17 protein-coding genes are annotated in these 18,441 nt (G+C 68.9%); 5 read left to right on the top strand and 12 right to left on the bottom strand.

Going from position 1 to position 18,441, the window contains the following annotated elements; translation table 11 throughout:
• Positions 1-2: 2 nt before the first annotated feature.
• Positions 3-653: an L-threonylcarbamoyladenylate synthase gene (locus QSK35_RS11665; RefSeq protein WP_285745143.1), complete on the bottom strand. Its 651-nt coding sequence runs from the start codon at positions 651-653 to the stop codon at positions 3-5.
• A gap of 222 nt (positions 654-875) precedes the next feature.
• Here QSK35_RS11665 and QSK35_RS11660 point away from each other — a divergent pair, with 222 nt between their 5' ends.
• Genes QSK35_RS11660 through QSK35_RS11645 form a run of 4 tightly spaced genes read left to right on the top strand, consistent with a single transcriptional unit; the run spans position 876 to position 3,835 of the window.
• On the top strand, positions 876-1,328 hold the full coding sequence (locus tag QSK35_RS11660; protein WP_285745141.1) for a hypothetical protein: 453 nt from the start codon (positions 876-878) through the stop codon (positions 1,326-1,328).
• Positions 1,329-1,337: 9 nt separating this feature from the next.
• Positions 1,338-1,874 (top strand): DUF3558 family protein, encoded by a 537-nt coding sequence (locus QSK35_RS11655; protein WP_285745139.1) that lies wholly within the window; start codon positions 1,338-1,340, stop codon positions 1,872-1,874.
• Between the two features lie 30 nt (positions 1,875-1,904).
• The gene (locus QSK35_RS11650) at positions 1,905-3,089 is read left to right on the top strand and encodes a WXG100 family type VII secretion target (protein WP_285745137.1); all 1,185 of its coding nucleotides are present in this window, start codon (positions 1,905-1,907) and stop codon (positions 3,087-3,089) included.
• Positions 3,086-3,835, top strand: coding sequence for an ESX secretion-associated protein EspG (locus QSK35_RS11645; protein WP_285745135.1), 750 nt, complete (start codon positions 3,086-3,088; stop codon positions 3,833-3,835). Before QSK35_RS11650 ends, QSK35_RS11645 begins: the two co-directional genes overlap by 4 nt.
• Positions 3,836-3,839: 4 nt before the next feature.
• On the opposite strand, the gene prmC is transcribed toward QSK35_RS11645, so the two are convergent.
• From prmC to rpmE, 5 genes are all read right to left on the bottom strand, one after another.
• The gene (gene prmC, locus QSK35_RS11640) at positions 3,840-4,706 is read right to left on the bottom strand and encodes a peptide chain release factor N(5)-glutamine methyltransferase (protein WP_285745133.1); all 867 of its coding nucleotides are present in this window, start codon (positions 4,704-4,706) and stop codon (positions 3,840-3,842) included.
• Positions 4,706-6,091, bottom strand: coding sequence for a dihydrolipoyl dehydrogenase (gene lpdA / locus QSK35_RS11635; protein ID WP_285745131.1), 1,386 nt, complete (start codon positions 6,089-6,091; stop codon positions 4,706-4,708). The genes prmC and lpdA overlap by 1 nt, the downstream gene beginning before the upstream one ends.
• An 11-nt stretch (positions 6,092-6,102) precedes the next feature.
• Positions 6,103-7,308, bottom strand: coding sequence for an acyl-CoA thioester hydrolase/BAAT C-terminal domain-containing protein (locus QSK35_RS11630; RefSeq protein WP_285745129.1), 1,206 nt, complete (start codon positions 7,306-7,308; stop codon positions 6,103-6,105).
• 17 nt (positions 7,309-7,325) lie between these two features.
• Positions 7,326-8,393: a peptide chain release factor 1 gene (prfA, locus tag QSK35_RS11625; protein ID WP_285745127.1), complete on the bottom strand. Its 1,068-nt coding sequence runs from the start codon at positions 8,391-8,393 to the stop codon at positions 7,326-7,328.
• An 80-nt stretch (positions 8,394-8,473) separates the two neighbouring features.
• Positions 8,474-8,689, bottom strand: a complete 216-nt coding sequence (gene rpmE, locus QSK35_RS11620; RefSeq protein WP_146349832.1) for a 50S ribosomal protein L31 — start codon at positions 8,687-8,689, stop codon at positions 8,474-8,476.
• Between the two features lie 241 nt (positions 8,690-8,930).
• Here rpmE and QSK35_RS11615 point away from each other — a divergent pair, with 241 nt between their 5' ends.
• On the top strand, positions 8,931-9,299 hold the full coding sequence (locus QSK35_RS11615; RefSeq protein ID WP_285745125.1) for a hypothetical protein: 369 nt from the start codon (positions 8,931-8,933) through the stop codon (positions 9,297-9,299).
• Between the two features lie 577 nt (positions 9,300-9,876).
• Here the strand turns inward: QSK35_RS11615 and rho are convergent.
• The 6 genes from rho to argS all read right to left on the bottom strand — a co-directional run bounded on the left by rho (position 9,877) and on the right by argS (position 18,324).
• Positions 9,877-11,787, bottom strand: a complete 1,911-nt coding sequence (rho, locus tag QSK35_RS11610; protein WP_285745123.1) for a transcription termination factor Rho — start codon at positions 11,785-11,787, stop codon at positions 9,877-9,879.
• 320 nt (positions 11,788-12,107) lie between these two features.
• Positions 12,108-12,953, bottom strand: a complete 846-nt coding sequence (gene thrB / locus QSK35_RS11605) for a homoserine kinase (RefSeq protein WP_285745121.1) — start codon at positions 12,951-12,953, stop codon at positions 12,108-12,110.
• The gene (thrC, locus tag QSK35_RS11600) at positions 12,950-13,987 is read right to left on the bottom strand and encodes a threonine synthase (RefSeq protein WP_285745119.1); all 1,038 of its coding nucleotides are present in this window, start codon (positions 13,985-13,987) and stop codon (positions 12,950-12,952) included. The genes thrB and thrC overlap by 4 nt, the downstream gene beginning before the upstream one ends.
• Positions 13,984-15,282, bottom strand: coding sequence for a homoserine dehydrogenase (locus QSK35_RS11595; protein ID WP_285745116.1), 1,299 nt, complete (start codon positions 15,280-15,282; stop codon positions 13,984-13,986). Before QSK35_RS11595 ends, thrC begins: the two co-directional genes overlap by 4 nt.
• Position 15,283: 1 nt before the next feature.
• Positions 15,284-16,702 carry a diaminopimelate decarboxylase gene (gene lysA / locus QSK35_RS11590; protein WP_285745114.1) on the bottom strand — a complete coding sequence of 473 codons (1,419 nt, stop codon included), beginning with the start codon at positions 16,700-16,702 and terminating at the stop codon, positions 15,284-15,286.
• Positions 16,702-18,324, bottom strand: a complete 1,623-nt coding sequence (gene argS, locus QSK35_RS11585; RefSeq protein WP_285745111.1) for an arginine--tRNA ligase — start codon at positions 18,322-18,324, stop codon at positions 16,702-16,704. Before argS ends, lysA begins: the two co-directional genes overlap by 1 nt.
• Positions 18,325-18,441: the final 117 nt, after the last annotated feature.

Genomic DNA, 18,441 nt, shown 5'->3' with positions numbered 1-18,441 from the left:
CACTACTGGGCGACCTGGACCTCGATGCCGAGCACCTCGTTGACCTCAGCTGTGCTGACCGCGCCTTCGCGCAGGACGAGCGCGTCGGGCCCGGTCAGGTCGACGATCGTGGAGGCGATGTTCTCCCCGCTGGGCCCACCGTCCAGATAGACCGGAACGCTGTCGCCGAGCTGGTCGCGCGCTTCCTGTGCACTGGCGGCCGGCGGGTGCCCCGTCTTGTTCGCACTGGACACGGCCATCGGGCCGACGTCGCGGAGAAGTTCGAGCGCCACCGGGTGCAGCGGCATGCGGAGCATCACCGTGCCGCGCGTCTGCCCGAGGTCCCACGCCAAGCTCGGCGCGTGCGGCAGCACAATGCTGAGTCCACCCGGCCAGAACGCCTCGATGAGCGCCCGCGCCTGCCGCGGCACGCTGAGAACGAGTCCGTCGATCGTGGTCCAGGAACCCACCAGCACGGGCACCGGCATGTCCGGCCCGCGCCCCTTGGCCTCCAGCAGACTCCGCACCGCTTCCGCGTCGAACGCGTCGCACCCGATGCCGTACACCGTGTCCGTCGGCATGACGACGAGGCGCCCACTGCGCACCGCGCCCGCGGCGGCGGCCAGGCCGGCCGATCGGTTGCTCGGTTCGCTGCAGTCGTAGACCGTGCTCACCTCGCAGAGGGTAGTCCTACGGTTTTGCCGGGTGCGCAACGGTGTTCCACGTGGACGCCGTGGAGCTGCGCTTGCGTTCTCACTTCCGGTGTTCGCGGGTTCCCTTACCAGGAGAAAGTTTTAGCTCAAACGGTTGTAAGTAGTAGTTCTCATCCCCCATCCGGGTGCATCGCTGTATGGTCAAGTGCCGAACACAGAGTGCAACCGGGGAGGGTCCGCACTGTGACCGCGCAGTCCAGTCCGCAGGAGAGCTCACAGGCTTACGCCTTCGAGCAGTACAACGAGCAGTCCGGTGGCCCCTTCATGGGCTTCATGACCGGCGGCATCAGCACCATCATCGCGGCCACGAAGTCGATCGCCGCGGCCAACGAGGCCGGCGCACTCGCGACCGATCCACACGCCATCGACAGCGCGATCAAGAAGCTCGACGAGTTCCAGGGAGTCCTGGAGAAAATCCAGCGCCGGTCGCATGTGCTCGCGGTCAAGACACCGTTGGGCGGCGGCTACGCCGACCAGGTTGCCGGGGTGAACCAGGAGGTTGGGCAGCTGGCACGAACCCAGGTCGTCCCCGACCTGAACAAGGCGATCGACGCGCTCAAGGCTGAGATCGAGAAGAGCCGCAAGTCCTACCACAACGTGGAAGCCGCGCACTCCGACACGTTCAACAAACTCTGACAGGAAGTCATGATTCGCACTCGTATCGCCATTGTCGGACTCGCGCTGCTCGCCACCGCCTGCACGGGCGGCAAGACCGAGGGCAGCGCGACGACAGGCACCCCCACCCAGGACACGCCTACGTCCACCAGCAGCGCAGCCGGCGACGGGAAGCTCGCGAGCGTCAAACCTTGCGAGCTGATCAGCAGCAGTGAGGCCACCACGCTCGAACTCAAGTCACCAGAAGCGCGGCGTGCGGCCGGCACCGACACCTGCGAATGGACCGGCACCAACCGCGGAGGGCTGACGGTTTCGATCGACCTGAAGCAGGGCGCCGATGACTACAACTTCGCGGGTGACACGAAGGTCCCAGTGAAGGCCGGGAAGTACGAGGGCTACAAGGTGCCCGCTGCCAAGGGAGACAAGGGAGTCTGCGACGTGGTGATCGCAGTGACGGGTTCGTCGAGCGTGCTGCTGGTCGGTCAAACGTCGCTGAGCGCACCGGACACCGAGAAGGCGTGCGAACTCGCGACCAAGTCAGCTGAACTGGTCGCCGCCAAACTCTGATCGAAGCCATATCCCGAGGGGGGATGCACGATGGCGCACAACACACCGCGGGTTCCACCGCCCAACGCGCACTACCCAGGTCAGAGCCACGCGGCGATGAACCAGCAGGTCAGTCAGAACAACGATCCTGGTGCGGCTGGGGAGATCGCCGCCGAGTGGAAGGCGATCGCGAGCGACCTCACCGAGGTCGCGGTCGGACTCAACACCGTCGTCAATGGACTGAGCGCGGGGTGGACCGGTCAGGCCGGTACGGCGGCTCGGCAGGCGCTCACCAAGGTAGGCAACTTCACCGACAAGATGTCGGAGACGTTCACGTCCACCGGCAACTCGATTCAGTCCCAGGCGGACGCGGCCGAGAAGGCGAAGAACAGCTTCCCCAAGGAAGAGCCGTACGACCCGAAGGCGATGCTCAAGGACGCGGCCACGAGCATGAACCCGTTCAAGATGGCCACGCTGCCCTTCGACATGATGGAGCAGCGCGACAAGTCCCAGGCCGCCAAGGCCGAGGCCGAGCGCGTCATGCAGGAGCGGGACAACTCGATGGCGGCCGCGGCGGCGCAGATGCCGACGTTCGAGGACACACCGCAGGTCACCAACCAGCAGCAGGGCACAACGCAGGCGAGCAGCACGACCTACGGCACGACGACGAGCTCGGTGAACTCGAACCAGCCGTTCACGGGCATGCCGCCGGGCACGGGCGACAACTCGACGCGCCCCTCGTGGACCGCGCCGCCCGTCACGCCGCCGTCGACCCCGCCCGGCAATCCGGGCATCCCGCCGGGCAACCGGCCTCCGGTCAACCAGCCGGGTCCGTTCATCCCGCCGGGCGGACGCCTCAACCCGAACGACCCGCGCAACCCGATGCGCGGTGGCCCCGGAGGACGTCCCGGCATGCCGGGTGGTCCTGGTGGCCGAGGCATGGGCGGCCCCGGTGGTCGCGGCGCGGGCGCGTTCGGCCCGGCAAACCCCGGCGCCAAGGCAGGTGGGTTCGGCCCCGCAAACCCTGGTGCTGGAACGGGTGCACACGGTCCTGAAGGGACGGCTGCCGGTCGCGGTGGCACGGCTGGAAAGCAAGGCGCGCCAGGTGGCATGGGTGGCGGCGGCGGACACGGGCAGGGCGCGGAGGACAAGGAACACAGGTCCACGTACCTGCTGCCGTCCGACGAGTACTTCGACGACGACCGCATGGTCGCTCCCCCGGTGATCGGCGGATGAGGAACATAGCGACGCTCTCCCTGCCCGCGTTCGAGGTTCTCTGGGAGGACCTGCGGGCGGGGAGCATCCCGCACCCCTTCGACATCCAGTCGCACGGCGAGACCGTCGAGGAACGGGCCCGCATCAAGAAGGCCGTCCACTCCGACCTGGAAAGCCGCAACCTCGCCAGGCGCGGCCGTCCCGAGCCGGAGCTGGAGGACGCGCTGATGTTGCTGGCACGCCCGGAGTTGCGCATCGTCGCGCTGGGCATGCCGGACACGAGCGCGGACACGCTGCTGCGCGCATCCGTTGTGGCACGGGGAAGTTACGCCGTCCTCGCCACCCAGGACGACCGCGCGGTCAACCTGAGCCTGGTGCCGGACAACGCGCTCATCCCCGCGCTCGTCAACCTGCTGCCGCCGATGCGCCCCGGCCCCGGCAAGCCCGTGACGCTGCCGATCGAGGCGCTCAAACCCCAAGAGCAGCAAGGCATCCGGCAGACGGTGCGCAGCACCGCGAACCAGGACGTCCAGCTGTTCCGGCAGATGATGTCGACCCCGCCGATCGGCACCGGGCACTTCACGGTCACCCTGGAACAGGGCCGCACCAAGAAGAACTTCCCGCCGGTCACGTGGATCGACACCGAGGCGGGCCGCTACCTGAACACGCCGGGCCGCACGCCGGAGTGGATCACCGTGGCACCGGCCGACAACAACGGTCTGGCCCGCCAGCTCAGCCAGGTACTCTCACTGACCAGCCAGCGCTGAACACTCAAGCCTTGCGGGCGGTCGCGAACCGCGGCCGGCCCGCCAGGTCCTTGTGCCCCTGCACATCCGTGAGCACCCGCCGAGCGGCCAGCAGCGAAGGCACCGACGAACCGTGCGTGTCGTCGTGCTCGATCCCGACGTACCCACCGGGCCGAAGCCACCGGGCGGCAGCGGACACGACACAACGGATCACGTCCAGCCCGTCCGCGCCGGAGAACACGGCCTCGTGCGGATCGTGCACCCCGACCTCGGGCTGCACGTCGGTTCCCTCTGGCACATAAGGAGGATTGCACACCACGAGATCCACCGAACCGTCCAGATCGGACAGCAGAGTGGGATCGCACGCGTCCCCGGACAGCAACGAGATCGGCGTGTCTCCGGCGGCCCTCCGCTCATCGGCGTTGCGCCGCGCCCACGACAGGGCGGACGAGGACCGCTCCACGGCGTAAACCCGAGCGTCGGGACGAGCGTTGGCCAGCGACAGGGCCAGCACACCGGACCCCGTGCAGAGGTCAATGATCACCGGGGGGGCGTCCGGCAGCACCGAAAGTGCCCACTCGAAGAGCAGCTCGGTCTCGGGCCGGGGCACGAAGACTCCTGGCCCGACGGAGACCGAGATGGCGCCCATGGCCGACCAGCCGGTGATGTGCTGCAGTGGTTCCCGCAACGCGCGGCGCCGCACCAGCTTGTGCAGCGCCTCGATCACCGGCGGGTCGACGAGCGGGATCAACGGCAGCCGGCCGCGTTCGACCCCGAGCACGTGGGCCGCCAGCAGCTCGGCGTCGACTCGCGGGGAGTCGACGCCGGCCGCGGACAACATGCGCTCGGCTTCCAGAATGGCCAGGCGGAGCGGCTGCCTAGAGGAGATCATCAGAAGTTGATCATATGCCCGGCGAGGCCGTGCACCGCTTCCTTCACCGCTTCACCGAGGGTCGGGTGCGCGTGGACGTTGCGGGCGACCTCGTGGACGGTCAGGTCCCACTGCTGCGCCAGGGTCAGCTCGGGCAGCAGCTCGGTCGCCTCGGGGCCGATGATGTGGCCGCCGAGCAGCTCGCCGTACTTGGCGTCGCTGATCAGCTTCACGAAACCGCCGAAGTCGCCGAGGCCGTGGGCCTTTCCGTTGGCGGTGAAGGGGAACTTCGCGACCTGGACGTCGAAGCCCTTCTCCCGTGCCTGCGCCTCGGTGTAGCCGAACGACGCGATCTGCGGCTGGCAGTAGGTCGCCCGCGGGATCATCACGTAGTCGAGCTCCATGGTCTCGGCGCCCGCGATGGTCTCGGCGGCGATGACGCCCATGGACTCGGCGGCGTGCGCGAGCATCAGCTTCGCGGTCACGTCACCGATGGCGAAGATGTGCGGCACGTTGGTGCGGCAGAAGCCGTCGATGTCGATGGCGCCGCGGTCGGTCAGCTTCACGCCGGTGTTCTCCAGGCCGTAGCCCTCGACACGCGGCTGGAAACCGATGGCCTGCAGCACCTTGTCGGCTTCCAGGACTTCCTGCGAGCCGTTCTTGGACACCGTCACGCGCACCGACGGGCCGGACTCGTCGATCGACTCCACGCGAGTGCCGACCCGCACGTCGATGCCCAGCTTCTTGTAGCGCTTGAGCAGCTCGGTGGACACCTCGGCGTCCTCGAGCGGCACCATCCGGTCGAGGAACTCGACGATGGTCACCTTCACGCCGTAGTTGTGCAGCACGTAGGCGAACTCGACGCCGATGGCCCCCGCCCCGGCGATGATGATCGAACCGGGGAGGTCCTCGGTGAGGATCTGCTCCTCGTAGGTCACCACGCGGTCCGACTTGGACGTGCCCGGCAGCATCTTGGTCGTCGCGCCGACGGCGATGATGGCGTTGTTGAACGTGACGGTCTCGCCGTTCACGGTCAGCGTGTGGTCGTCGATGAACTGCGCCCAGCCGTTGTACTCCTGGATGCCGTTCTTCTTCATCAGGAAGTGCACGCCCTTGACGCGCCCGTCCGCGACCTTGCGCGAACGCCGGTAGGCCTCGCCGTAGTCGAAGCTGACCGAGCCGTCGACCTTGATGCCGTACGTCTTCGCCTCATGGGTGAAGATGTGCGCCAGCTCCGCGTTGCGCAGCAGCGCCTTGGACGGGATGCAGCCGACGTTCAGGCAGACGCCGCCCCAGTACTTCTCCTCGACGATGGCGGTCTTCAGCCCGAGCTGAGCCGCCCGGATCGCGGCGACGTACCCGCCGGGACCCGCACCCACGACGACGACATCAAAGTGTGCGCTCATGGGCACAGACACTAGTTGGCGAGCTGTTCGGTGAAGAACTCAACCGTCCGTTTCCACGCGTCGGCGTTCGCGGCCGCGTTGGCCTCGGGCGACCCGCCGTAGGAGAACGTGACACCCGGCCCCGGACCCAGCAGTTCGGTTGCCGGCCGGTGCGGCGGGCCCGCGATCAGGTGTCCTGCCTCGGTGTACACGATGTGCTCGTACGGGAACGGGTGACTGTGCGCCGCCAGCCGTGTCTCGGCGACCTCGCTCAGCTCCTCGCACGGCCAGCCGTCGTCGAGCGCGGACGAGATGAGCAACACACCGCCAACGATGCGTTCGACCGGGATCTCGCACTCCTCGGGAATGCCGTCCGAAGTGTCGAACGCGAGCCGCAACGGCACGGGCTCGTCGTTCACGATGTGCTCGCGCAGCTCGTCGGACACGTAGTACGGCAGGTACGGCAGCGGCTCGCCCTGCCATGTCCACGCCGCGGCCTCATAGGACAGCTTCTGGATCAGGTTCGTGCCCGGCCCGATCCCCTGCGTCACGACGCCGCTGCCCACCACGCTGACGACCGCCCGCACCTCGGGGTAGTGGGCGCCGACCAGCAACGCCAGCTCGCCGCCACGCGACGCGCCCACGACGCCGATGTCACCGGCGCGCTCGGACAACCACTCGATCGCGGTGCCGAAGTACTCCAACGGGACGTCCACGAGGTGCTCGGGCAGACCCGGCATGCCGAAGTGAGCCAGTGCCAGCGCGGCGAACCCGTGCCCGGCGAGCAACGCCGCGTCGAGCTCGTGCAGCCCGCCCTCGGACCCGCTGAGCACGATGACGCCGGGGTACGAGTCCTCGTCATCCGGCTCGAACAGCACGGCGACCAGGCCGTTCTCGTTCACCTCTGTGCGCCGAACGCCGGTGGGCACCTTCTGCCGGTTCAGCTCGATCTCGCCGACGTCGTCCACGGACAGCACGGTCGGCCCAGGCTGGCCGCCAGTGTGCTCCAACGACCAGAACAACCCCATCGGGTCAACGCCGTGGTAGCTACCCTCGATCGGCGCGTGCCTGGTCAGATCGACGCAGCCGCGCTCGTCGGCGAGGAACGTCGCGTGCGACGACCGATCGCCGGTGTTCACCCGGACGGTGACCTTCTCGTCCGGCGGCAGTCCGACGACGAGTATGTCCAGATCCGTGTCCAGGGGCGCTGACTGCGGGTTCACCAGGATCTCGGCCATCGCGCGCCCCTCTCACGTCACCCGCCTGCGAGCCGCTCCGCCCGATCGGCGGCCGCAAGCGCGTCCAGCACCGCGTCCAGGTCACCGTCGAGCACCTGGTCAAGATTATGTGCTTTGTACCCGACCCGGTGATCGGAAATGCGTGACTCGGGGAAGTTGTAGGTCCGAACCCGCTCGGACCGGTCCACGGTCCGAATCTGCGTGCGCCGCGCGTCCGACTGCTCCTGCTGCTTCTGCTCCTCGGCGAGCGCCGCGAGCCGGCTCTGCAGCACCTGCATCGCGCGAGCCTTGTTCTGCAGCTGCGACCGCTCGTTCTGGCACGACACGACGATGCCCGTGGGCAGGTGCGTGATGCGCACGGCGGAGTCAGTCGTGTTGACCGACTGTCCCCCCTTGCCGGACGACCGGTAGACGTCGATGCGGAGGTCGTTCTCGTTGATCTCGACCTCCCCGGCGACCTCCTCGGCCTCGGGGAACACGAGCACGCCGGCCGCAGACGTGTGGATCCGTCCCTGCGACTCGGTGACCGGCACGCGCTGCACGCGGTGCACACCGCCCTCGTACTTCAGCCTGCTCCAGACCCCGTCCGGGCCGGCCGCCTTGGCCTTGATCGCAACCGTGACGTCCTTGAACCCGCCAAGGTCGGAGTCGGTGCCGTCGAGAATGTCGACCTTCCACCCCTGCCGCTCGGCGTACCGCGTGTACATCCGCAGCAGGTCCCCGGCGAACAGTGCGGACTCCTCGCCGCCTTCACCGGACTTGATCTCGAGCAACACGTCGTCCCCGTCGTGCGGGTCACGCGGCAACAGCAGCTCGGTGAGCTTCTCCTCCAGCTTGGGAAGCTGCTCTTCGAGCTGCCTGGCCTCGTCGGCGAACGCGGCGTCCTCGGTGGCCAGCTCCTTGGCCGCCTCAAGGTCGCTCTTGGTCTGCTCGATCTCGCGAGCCGTCTTCACAATGGGCCCAAGCGCGGCGTACCGCTTACCCAGCTTGCGCGCCCCAGCCTGATCGGCGTGGACCGAGGGGTCCGCGAGCTTCTTCTCGAGCTCGTCGTACTCGGCGAGCAGGGCGTCCAACGGCTGCGTCACTTCAGGCTCCTGTTTGAAGGTAGGCGGAGACGACAACGGCGCCCGCCCGGACAACTCCGGTGCGGGCGCCGTTTACGCAGCTACTTGCCCTTGCGCTTGCCGTAGCGGGCCTCGAAGCGCGCAACGCGGCCACCGGTGTCCAGAATCTTCTGCTTGCCCGTGTAGAACGGGTGGCAGTTCGAGCAGACCTCGACGTGCACGGAGCCGGAGGTCTTGGTGCTCCGGGTGGTGAAGGTGTTGCCGCAACCGCAGGTGACCTCGGTGGTCACGTACTCCGGGTGGATACCAGACTTCAACGTCTCGCCCTTTCTGATGTGGCCGCCGGGTCCCGTCCGCATGCGTGCGGGCATCACGGGTGAACCGGAGCCGGACTCGACCGATTAGTTTGCCAGACCGTCCAACACCGGCCAAAACGTGGTTGTTCCCGTGGTTGAAGTCACAACCGTTCGTCGCCTGGGATCGGCCGTTTGGCGCAAGGGGTAACCGTTCGACCACATACAGGCAGTAGAGCCCCTCCACAGCACCCACACTGTGTGCGTGTTCTGCACAGCCGAACGTCCCTTGAGCCTCTCCAGGTGGCTCGCCGTGCCGTTCCTGTTCGCCAGCGCCGTGTACGGCCTGCTGGGCGTAGCGGGACTGGCCACCGGGTCGTTCGCCGCCATACCCCTTTCCGCCGTGGTCACAGGCGCCGCGACGGCCGTCGCAGTTGCCACCAGCAGCACTGTGAAGTGGCACGCGCCGTGGCAGCGGACGTGGCTGCGCTGGCCTTACCTGGCGGTCGTGCTGGCGGGTGGCGTGCTGGTGAGCGGGTACGAGGTACCAGCCGCGCTGTGCACGCTGGTGGGTATCCCGGTGCTGCTCGTGCTGGTGGCGCAGTGCCTGACCAGCCCGAAGACCGCCTCCTAACCCCCGCGTACCGGTCGGGAACGTAAGACTCAGGGTGCGGGAACGTAGGACTCGCGCGGTCGAGCCTGGGAACGTACGGCACGGGGGTCGGGAACGTACGACTCGCGCCACACGATGCGCGAAGCGCGAGCCACGGGAACGTAGAACCCGCAGGTCAGGACGTACGGCCCGGGGGCCGGGAACGACGACTCGCGATGCGAAGCGAGCGAGCCCCACGCCGCGCGCCAGCGCAAGAAACCAGCTGGTGGTGGGCCCCTCCCGTCGCATCGCAGGCGAAGCCCTGCCGCATCCGAGCCCCCAGGTCAAGCACGCTTTTCGCTTGACCTGGGGGCTCGGATGTGGCTGCCTCAGGTGCGATGCGACGGGAGGGGCACACCACCCCAACGCAACCCACTACGAAAAGAAGGCACGGCCGGGCCCCTCTTTGAGCTGAGCCGGGGTCCGGGGCGGAGCCCCGAGCACGAAAGCCGCCGCGTCAACACAAACGCAACCCACCACGAAAGCCGCCGCGTCACACAAACAGGCAGAAACGCCAAGGGCCCCTCCACCACGTGAAGGGGCCCAAGGAGCGAACAGATCAGTCCTGCTCAGCCCCAGGCGTCGTCTTGGCCACCTGCATCAGGAACTCGATGTTGGTCCGAGTCTTACGCAGGCGGTCGAGCAGCAGATCAATAGCCTGCTGCCCATCCAAAGCGTGCAGCACGCGACGCAGCTTGTGCGTAACAGCCATCTCGTCCGGCGAGAGCAGCAGCTCTTCCTTACGAGTACCGGAAGCGTCCACGTCAACGGCCGGGAACGTCCGCTTGTCCGCGATCTTGCGGTCAAGCTTCAACTCAGCGTTACCAGTGCCCTTGAACTCCTCGAAGATCACGGAGTCACCGGCGGACCCGGTCTCGACCAGCGCGGTAGCGATGACGGTCAGCGAGCCACCGCCCTCGATGTTGCGAGCCGCACCCAGGAACCGCTTGGGCGGGTACAACGCCGTGGAGTCGACACCACCGGACAGGATCCGACCAGAGGCCGGAGCAGCCAGGTTGTAAGCACGCCCAAGACGCGTGATCGAGTCCAGGAGCACGACCACGTCGTGGCCCATCTCGACCAGACGCTTGGCCCGCTCGATCGCCAGCTCAGAGATCGTGGTGTGATCCGACGGCGGCCGGTCGAAGGTGGAGGCGATGACCTCACCCTTCACCGAACGCTGCATGTCGGTGACCTCTTCGGGACGCTCATCCACCAGCACCACCATCAGGTGGCACTCGGGGTTGTTGGTCGTGATCGCGTTCGCGATGTCCTGCAGCACGGTGGTCTTACCGGCCTTGGGCGGCGACACGATCAGCGCACGCTGACCCTTACCGATCGGCATCACCAGGTCGATGACGCGGGTCCCGAGGCGGTGCGGCTCGGTCTCGAGGCGCAGGCGCTCGTTCGGGTACAGCGGCGTCAGCTTGGTGAAGTCGGGGCGGTTGCGCGCCTCCTCCGGGTCCAGGCCGTTGATCTTGTCGACGCGGACCAGCGGGTTGAACTTCTGGCGCTGCTGCTCGCCCTCGCGCGGCTGACGGACGGCGCCGGTGATGGCGTCGCCACGGCGCAGGCCGTACTTGCGGACCAGCGACAACGAGACGTAGACGTCGTTCGAGCCGGCCAGGTAGCCGGAGGTGCGGACGAACGCGTAGTTCTCCAGCACGTCCAGGATGCCCGCGACCGGGAGCAGGACGTCGTCCTCGCGCACCTCGGTCTCACGGCTGTCGCCGCCGCCACCCTCGCCGCGGCCGCCACGACGGCGGCGGTCACGGAACCGGCGGCCACGACGGTCGCCGTCCTCGTCGTCCGGGCCCTGGCCACCGCCCTGGCGCTGGTCACCGCCCTGACGGTTGCGGTCGCGGTTCCGGTCACCCCGGTCGCCGCGGTCACCACGGTCCTGACGGTCGCCCCGGTCACCACGGTCGCCGCGCTCCTGGCGGTCACCGCGGTCCTGACGCTCGCCACGCTCCTGACGCTCGCCACGCTCCTGGCGGGCCTCGCCGCCCTCGGAGCCGCCCTCCGAGCCGCCACCGCGGCCGGACCGGCGACGCCGGTTGTTGCGCCGGCCGCCCTCCTCACCGCCCTCGGCGGACGAGGCGGCCGCGGGCCGCTCGGCGACCTCGAGCTGCTGCTGAACAGGCTTCTCGGCCGCGGGAGCCTCGGCTACGGGCTTCTCGACGACCTTCGCCGGCTTCTCGGCGGGCGCGGCGGGAGCTTCCTTGGCGCGGGCGGACCCGCCGCCCTGCTTCTCCTTGATCGCCGCGATGAGGTCGCCCTTGCGCAGACCAGCGGTTCCGGTGATACCCAGCTCAGTGGCCAGCTCGCGCAGCTCGGCGAGCACCATGCCGGACAGACCCGCGCGGCGGCGCGGCGTCGTGCCGTTCGTTGGGGTGGACAGAGCGTTCTCCTCGGCTCCAGAACCAGAAGCAGCTGCGACTTCGCTGCTCAGCAAATCGGTGTTGCTCACACAAGTCCTTCCTGACCAGGCCCCGCCTCCTACGTGGCCCAGCGGACCCGCGTTCCCGCCAAACGGGGAACAGCGGTCAAGTCCGATGAAGACGGAAGCGCAGGCGGCTTCCGGCAAGCACGGGACTTTTCTCAGATCACACGGCGATCGGGTGCCTTCCCCGCGTCCGCCCCGCCCGCACGGCACAGAGCCGGAACGCAAAAGGATTGCGACCCGGAACGAGTGTCCGGGCGCGACACCGGCGCCCGTGCGCTCGGTGACTGATCGCCCCTGAGGGTAGACGCCGGTCCCATCCCATGCAACAACCGGGTACCCGCGTGTCAGCCCAACGGACGAACCCGTACGCCGGATGTGTCAACGTCGAGTCGTCGCACGTCGAAGCCGTGCACGTCGACCTCGGCGGGTACGTCGCCGAACGCCAGGACGGTCGGTCCGGCGCCCGAGACGGCCGCGGGAACTCCCAGCTTCCGAAGATCGTTGATCACCCGAACGGTGTCGGGCCACGCGGGCTCGCGGTACTGCTGGTGCAGCCGATCCTCTGTCGCCGCAAGGAGAACGGACGGGTCGGTCGTCAGCGCGTGCACAGCGAGCGCCGCCCGGCCGGCCGCGAACGCCGCGTCGCCGTGGGGCACCTCGGCGGGCAGCAGACCGCGGGTCGTCTTGGTCGACGACTCCACGGACGGCACCAGCACGACGGGCCGCAGATCCGGGTGCGGGTCCTTGCGCACGGCGCGGAAGCGCTCTCCCTCGCTCCACGCGACCACGACGCCGCCCATCAGGCTGGCGGCGGCGTTGTCGGCGTGGCCCTCGAACTCGGCGGCGATTTGCAACGCGTCCGTGTCCAACTCGCGACCGACCAGGGCATATCCGGCCGCCACGCCCGCCACGATGGCGGCCGCGGACGACCCGAGACCCCGCGCGTGCGGGATGGAGTTGCGGCACGTCAGGCTGAGCCCACCCAGGTATCCGGCTGCACGGATGGCGCGCACGACGAGATGTGATTCATCCAACGGAACTCCGGTGGAGCCCTCGCCGGTGACCTCGATGGAGAGTTCGTCCGCGACCCGGACCTCGACCTCGTCGTACAGCCCGAGGGCCAGGCCGAGCGCGTCGAACCCCGAACCGAGGTTCGCCGTCGACGCCGGGACCGTGACGAGGAAGCTCACACGAGCTCCAGCGCGTGCGCCACGGCAGTGGGGTCGACCGGCACCGGCTCGACCTCGGTGACGCCCAGCAGGGCCGTGTCCGGATCCTTGAGGCCGTTGCCGGTGACCGTGCAGGCCACCAGCGACCCCTTCGGGAGCCGGCCGTCCGCGGCGACCTTCAGCAGACCGGCGATGGATGCGGCCGACGCGGGCTCCACGAAGACGCCCTCACGCAGCGCGAGCAGGCGGTACGCGTCCAGGATCTCGTCGTCGGTGACCGCGTCGATCAGGCCGCCGGACTCGTCGCGAGCGGTGATGGCACCGGTCCACGACGCGGGCGAGCCGATCCGGATCGCGGTCGCGATGGTCTCCGGATTCGCCACCGGAGTCCCTCTGACCAGCGGCGCGGCACCCGCGGCCTGGAAGCCGAACATCTTCGGCAGGCCCTGCTCGTACGCCGTGTAACCCTGCCAGTACGCCGTGATGTTGCCGGCGTTGCCGACCGGCAGGCAGTGCACGTCCGGCGCGCGGCCGAGCACGTCGCAGACCTCCCACGCGGCGGACCGCTGCCCGAGCAACCGCACCGGGTTGACCGAGTTGACCAGCGCCACGGGGTACTCGGCCGCCGTCTTGGAGGCGAGCTCCAGGCAGTCGTCGAAGTTGCCGTTGATCTGCAGGATCCGCGCGCCGTGCATGACGGCCTGGGCGAGCTTGCCCATCGCGACCTTGCCGCTGGGCACCAGAACCGCGGCGGTCATCCCGGCGCGCGCGGCGTACGCGGCGGCCGACGCCGAGGTGTTGCCCGTCGACGCGCAGATCACCGCCTTGAACCCGTTCGCCAGCGCGTGCGTGATCGCCACGGTCATGCCGCGGTCCTTGAACGAGCCGGTCGGGTTCATGCCCTCGACCTTGAGGTACACGTCCGACCCGGTCAGCGACGACAGGTGCTTGGCGTGCACGAGTGGCGTGCCGCCCTCGTGCAGCGTGACGATCTCGGCGCCCTCGGGAACTCCGATCCGGTCAGCGTATGCGCGAATAATGCCCGGCCAGGTCATTCCTCGCCCTCCACTCTCATCACGCTGACGACCTCGCGCACGACGGGCAGGCCACCAATTTTGTCCACAGTGGACCGAAGCGCCGCGTCGGACGCCGCGTGGGTCACGATCACCAGGCTCGCGTCCTCCGTGCGGCCTTCCTGGCGCACGGCCGCGATGCTCACGTGGTGCTCGGCGAACACGGCCGCGACCTGCGACAGCACACCGGGTTTGTCGGCCACGTCGAGGCTGATGTGGTAGCGCGTCGGCGTGTTGCCCATCGGCTGCACGGGCAGTGCCGCGTACGCCGACTCACGCGGGCCGCGTCCGCTCGCGACCTTGTTGCGCGCCACGGCGACCAGGTCGCCCAGCACCGCGCTCGCGGTCGGCGCGCCACCGGCGCCACGGCCGTAGAACATCATCTCGCCGGCCGCGTCCGCCTCTACGAACACCGCGTTGAACGCGCCGTTCACGCTGGCGAGTGGATGCGAACGAGGGATCATCGCCGGATGCACCCGCACGGCAACGGATTCCGTGCCGTCGGCCACGACCCGCTCGCAGATCGCGAGCAGCTTCACCGTGCGCCCCAAGCCCTTCGCGGCCGCGATGTCCGCCGCGGACACCTGCGCGATGCCCTCGCGGTGCACGTCGCCCGCGGTCACCCGCGTGTGGAACGCAAGGGACGCAAGGATCGCGGCCTTGGACGCGGCGTCGAAGCCGTCGACGTCCGCGGTCGGGTCCGCCTCGGCGTAACCCAGCCGCGAGGCCTCCTCCAGCGTCTCGCCGTAGCCGGCGCCGGTGGCGTCCATCGCGGACAGGATGAAGTTCGTCGTGCCGTTCACGATGCCCATGACGCGCGTGATGCGGTCTCCCGCAAGGGATTCGCGCAACGGGCGCAGCAACGGGATCGCGCCGGCGACCGCTGCCTCGAAGTACAGGTCCGCACCGGAGGAGTCGGCCGCCTCGAACAGGTCGGCCGCGTGCTCGGCGAGCAGCGCCTTGTTCGCCGTGACGACGGACTTGCCGGACCGCAACGCGTCCAGCAGCCACGTGCGGGTCGGCTCGATGCCGCCGATCACCTCGACGACCACGTCCACGTCGTCCGACGTGACCAGGCCGGCCGCGTCGGTCGTCAGCAGCTCGCGAGGGACGTCGCGGTCCTTGTTGAGGCGCCGCACCGCGATGCCGGCCAGCTCGACGGGAGCACCGATGCGGTGCCTGAGGTCCTCTGCCTGGTCCGTGAGCAGCCGGACGACCTCGGTGCCCACCGTGCCACAGCCCAGTACGGCGACCCTGATCGGTTTCACTTCCGGCACCTCATACCTCCAGACGGAACAGATCGTCCTCGGTCTCGCGGCGCAGCATCAGCCGCGCCTCCCCCTCTTGTACCGCGACCAGAGCGGGCCGCGGAAGCCGGTTGTAACTGCTTGCCATCGTGTAGCAGTACGCCCCGGTTGCTGCTACCGCGACCAGGTCACCCGGAGCAAGATCGTCCGGCAACCAGCAGTCGCGGACTACGATGTCACCGGACTCGCAGTGCTTGCCGACCACGCGGCACAGCACGGCCCGCGACTCCGGTTCCGCCGCACGGGAGACGAGACGGCAGTCGTACACCGCGTCGTACAGCGCGGTGCGGATGTTGTCGCTCATCCCGCCGTCGACGCTGACGTAGCGGCGCCGTGCGCCGCCGTCCAGCTCGACGTCCTTGATGGTGCCGACCTCGTACACCGTGACGGTGCCGGGTCCGACGATCGCGCGGCCCGGCTCGACCGCGATGCGCGGCATCGGCAGGTCGTTGTGCTCGCACTCCTTCTGCACGATGTTGTGCAGCTGGCGGGCCAGCTCGGCGGGCGGCGGCGGGTCGTCCTCCGGCATGTACGCGATGCCCAGGCCACCGCCGAGGTCCACAACGGACAGTGAGGCGATCTCGCCGTGTTCCTCGCGCAGCTGGGCCAAAAGCCCGATCACGCGCCGCGCCGCGACCTCGAAGCCGCTCGCGTCGAAGATCTGCGAACCGATGTGGCTGTGCAGGCCGACCAGCTTGAGGCCGGTCGCCTTCAGCACGCGGCGCACGGCCTCGTGCGCGTCACCGGACGTCAGCGAGAAGCCGAACTTCTGATCCTCGTGCGCGGTCGCGATGAACTCGTGCGTGTGCGCCTCGACGCCGACCGTCACGCGGATCAGCACCGGCTGCACGACGCCGCGCTCGCGCGCGATGTGGTCCAGCCGGGCGATCTCGTGGAACGAGTCGAGCACGACGCCGCCCACGCCCGCGTCGACGGCCGCGGTCAGCTCGGCGACGCTCTTGTTGTTGCCGTGCAACGCGATCCGCTCGGCCGGGAAGTCGGCCTTCAACGCGATCGCGAGCTCGCCGCCGCTGCAGACGTCGATCGAGAGGCCCTCCTCGGCGACCCAGCGCGCTACCTGCACGCTGAGGAACGCCTTCGAGGCGTAGTGCACGAGCGCCGGGTCGCCGAACGCGGCGGCGTGCTCGCGGCAGCGGGCGCGGAAGTCCTGCTCGTCCATGACGAACAACGGGGTGCCGTACGTCTCGGCCAGCTCGCGCACGTCCACGCCGGCCAGTTCCACGACGCCGGCGGCGTTGCGCCGGGCGTTGCGCGGCCACACGTGCTGGTGCAGCAGGTCGAGCTGATCGGGGGTGACGGGCCGGTCGCCGGCGGTGTTGCCGGGGACCAGCACGTCGGCGTGCCGGGGTCCTGCGGGATGTGCTCGCATCACATGCGCTCCGGTGCCGTGACGCCGAGCAGCCCGAGGCCGATCGCGAACACGTTCTTCGTGGCCGTGCAGAGCTGAAGCCTTGCCTGGTGCAACGGAGTCGTCTCCTCGTCGCCGCGCGGAAGCACGCGGCACGCTTCGTAGAACCGGTGGTAGGTCCCCGCGAGTTCTTCGAGGAACCTCGCCACCCGGTGCGGTTCGCGCAGCTCGGCGGCGGTGGCCACCACGCGCGGGAACTCACCGATGGTGCGGATCAGGTCGCCTTCGCGGTCGTGCGTCAGGAGACCGAAGTCGTCGCCCGGCGTGACGCCGAGGTCCGTGCCGTTGCGCAGCACCGCCGCGATGCGGGCGTGCGCGTACTGCACGTAGTAGACCGGATTGTCGTTGCTGTGCTTGCGCAACAGGTCCAGGTCGATGTCCAGGGATGAGTCCACACTGGACCGAGTCATCGCATACCGCGCGGCGTCCACGCCAACCGCGTCGACGAGGTCCTCCATGGTGATCACGGTGCCCGCGCGCTTGCTCATCCGCACCGGCTGGCCCTCGCTGACGAGGTTGACCAGCTGGCCGATCAGCACCTCGACGCTGTCCGGGTCGTCACCGAGCGCGGCGGCCGCGGCCTTGAGGCGTGCGATGTAGCCGTGGTGATCCGCGCCGAGCATGTAGATGCACAGGTCGAAGCCGCGGCCGCGCTTGTCCACGAGGTAGGCGATGTCACCCGCGATGTACGCGGGGTTGCCGTCGCTCTTGATGACGACGCGGTCCTTGTCGTCGCCGAAGTCCGTGGACCGCAGCCACCAGGCGCCGTCCTTCTCGTACAACGAGCCGTTGGCCTTGAGCTTGGCGATCGCCTGCTCGACGCGCCCCGACGAGTGCAGCGAGTCCTCGTGGAAGAACACGTCGAAGTCGGTGCCGAACTCGTGCAGGCTGCGCTTGATCTCGTCGAACATGAGCCCGACGCCGACGCGCCGGAACGTCTCGAAGTCCGCGCTCGGCTCCCGCTTGAGCACCTCGGCGGCGATGTCGCTGATGTACGTGCCCGCGTAGCCGTCCTCGGGCGTCGGCTCACCCTTCGACGCGGCGATGAGCGAGCGGACGAACCGGTCGATCTGCGCACCGGCGTCGTTGAAGTAGTACTCGCGCGTCACGGCCGCGCCGCGCTTCTCGAGCACCCGCCCGAGCGCGTCGCCGACCGCGGCCCAGCGCGCGCCACCGAGGTGGATCGGCCCGGTCGGGTTGGCGGACACGAACTCCAGGTTGATCTTCTTGCCACCGAGCTCGGCGCCCGTGCCGTAGGTCACTTCGAGCGCGTCCCGCACGATCGCGCCCTGCGCCTCGGTGGCGATGCGCAGGTTGAGGAACCCCGGTCCGGCGATCTCGGCGGTGGCGATGGCGGGCTGCTGTTCCAGCGCCTCGGCCAGCCAGCCCGCGAGGTCACGCGGAGCGACTCCGACCCGTTTCGCAGTCTGCAGGGCCACGTTCGTGGCATAGTCCCCGTGCTCGGGGTTGCGTGGCCGCTCGACCGTCACCGCGGCCGGGAGCGCGGCCGCGTCGAGGCCGCGGCCGGACAGCACGTCCACGGCCGTGGTGCGTACCAGTTCGGCGAGAGCTGCGGGGGTCACCTCGGAGAGTCTAGGGAAGCGTTATCGCTGGTCTCGACCGGGTTACCCGGTCCCGGAGGGTGAGACGGCAAGTGTTAACGCCAACGCCGTAGCACGGTGCGTTGACAGTGATCAGAC

The sequence above is a fragment of the Lentzea sp. NBRC 105346 genome, assembly GCF_030269605.1.
In the GTDB taxonomy this organism is placed as follows: Bacteria; Actinomycetota; Actinomycetes; order Mycobacteriales; family Pseudonocardiaceae; genus Lentzea.
Note: the sequence above shows the minus strand (reverse complement) of the source record. Positions and strands in the feature narration are given on the sequence as shown.

What these genes read in the sequence shown, in the direction of transcription:
- QSK35_RS11655 (WP_285745139.1), top strand. Translation starts at nt 1,338, where the DNA reads ATGATTCGCACTCGTATCGCCATTGTCGGACTCGCGCTGCTCGCCACC.
- QSK35_RS11650 (WP_285745137.1), top strand. Translation starts at nt 1,905, where the DNA reads ATGGCGCACAACACACCGCGGGTTCCACCGCCCAACGCGCACTACCCA.
- QSK35_RS11645 (WP_285745135.1), top strand. Translation starts at nt 3,086, where the DNA reads ATGAGGAACATAGCGACGCTCTCCCTGCCCGCGTTCGAGGTTCTCTGG.
- prmC (WP_285745133.1), bottom strand. Translation starts at nt 4,706, where the DNA reads ATGATCTCCTCTAGGCAGCCGCTCCGCCTGGCCATTCTGGAAGCCGAG.
- lpdA (WP_285745131.1), bottom strand. Translation starts at nt 6,091, where the DNA reads ATGAGCGCACACTTTGATGTCGTCGTCGTGGGTGCGGGTCCCGGCGGG.
- QSK35_RS11630 (WP_285745129.1), bottom strand. Translation starts at nt 7,308, where the DNA reads ATGGCCGAGATCCTGGTGAACCCGCAGTCAGCGCCCCTGGACACGGAT.
- thrC (WP_285745119.1), bottom strand. Translation starts at nt 13,987, where the DNA reads ATGACCTGGCCGGGCATTATTCGCGCATACGCTGACCGGATCGGAGTT.
- lysA (WP_285745114.1), bottom strand. Translation starts at nt 16,702, where the DNA reads ATGCGAGCACATCCCGCAGGACCCCGGCACGCCGACGTGCTGGTCCCC.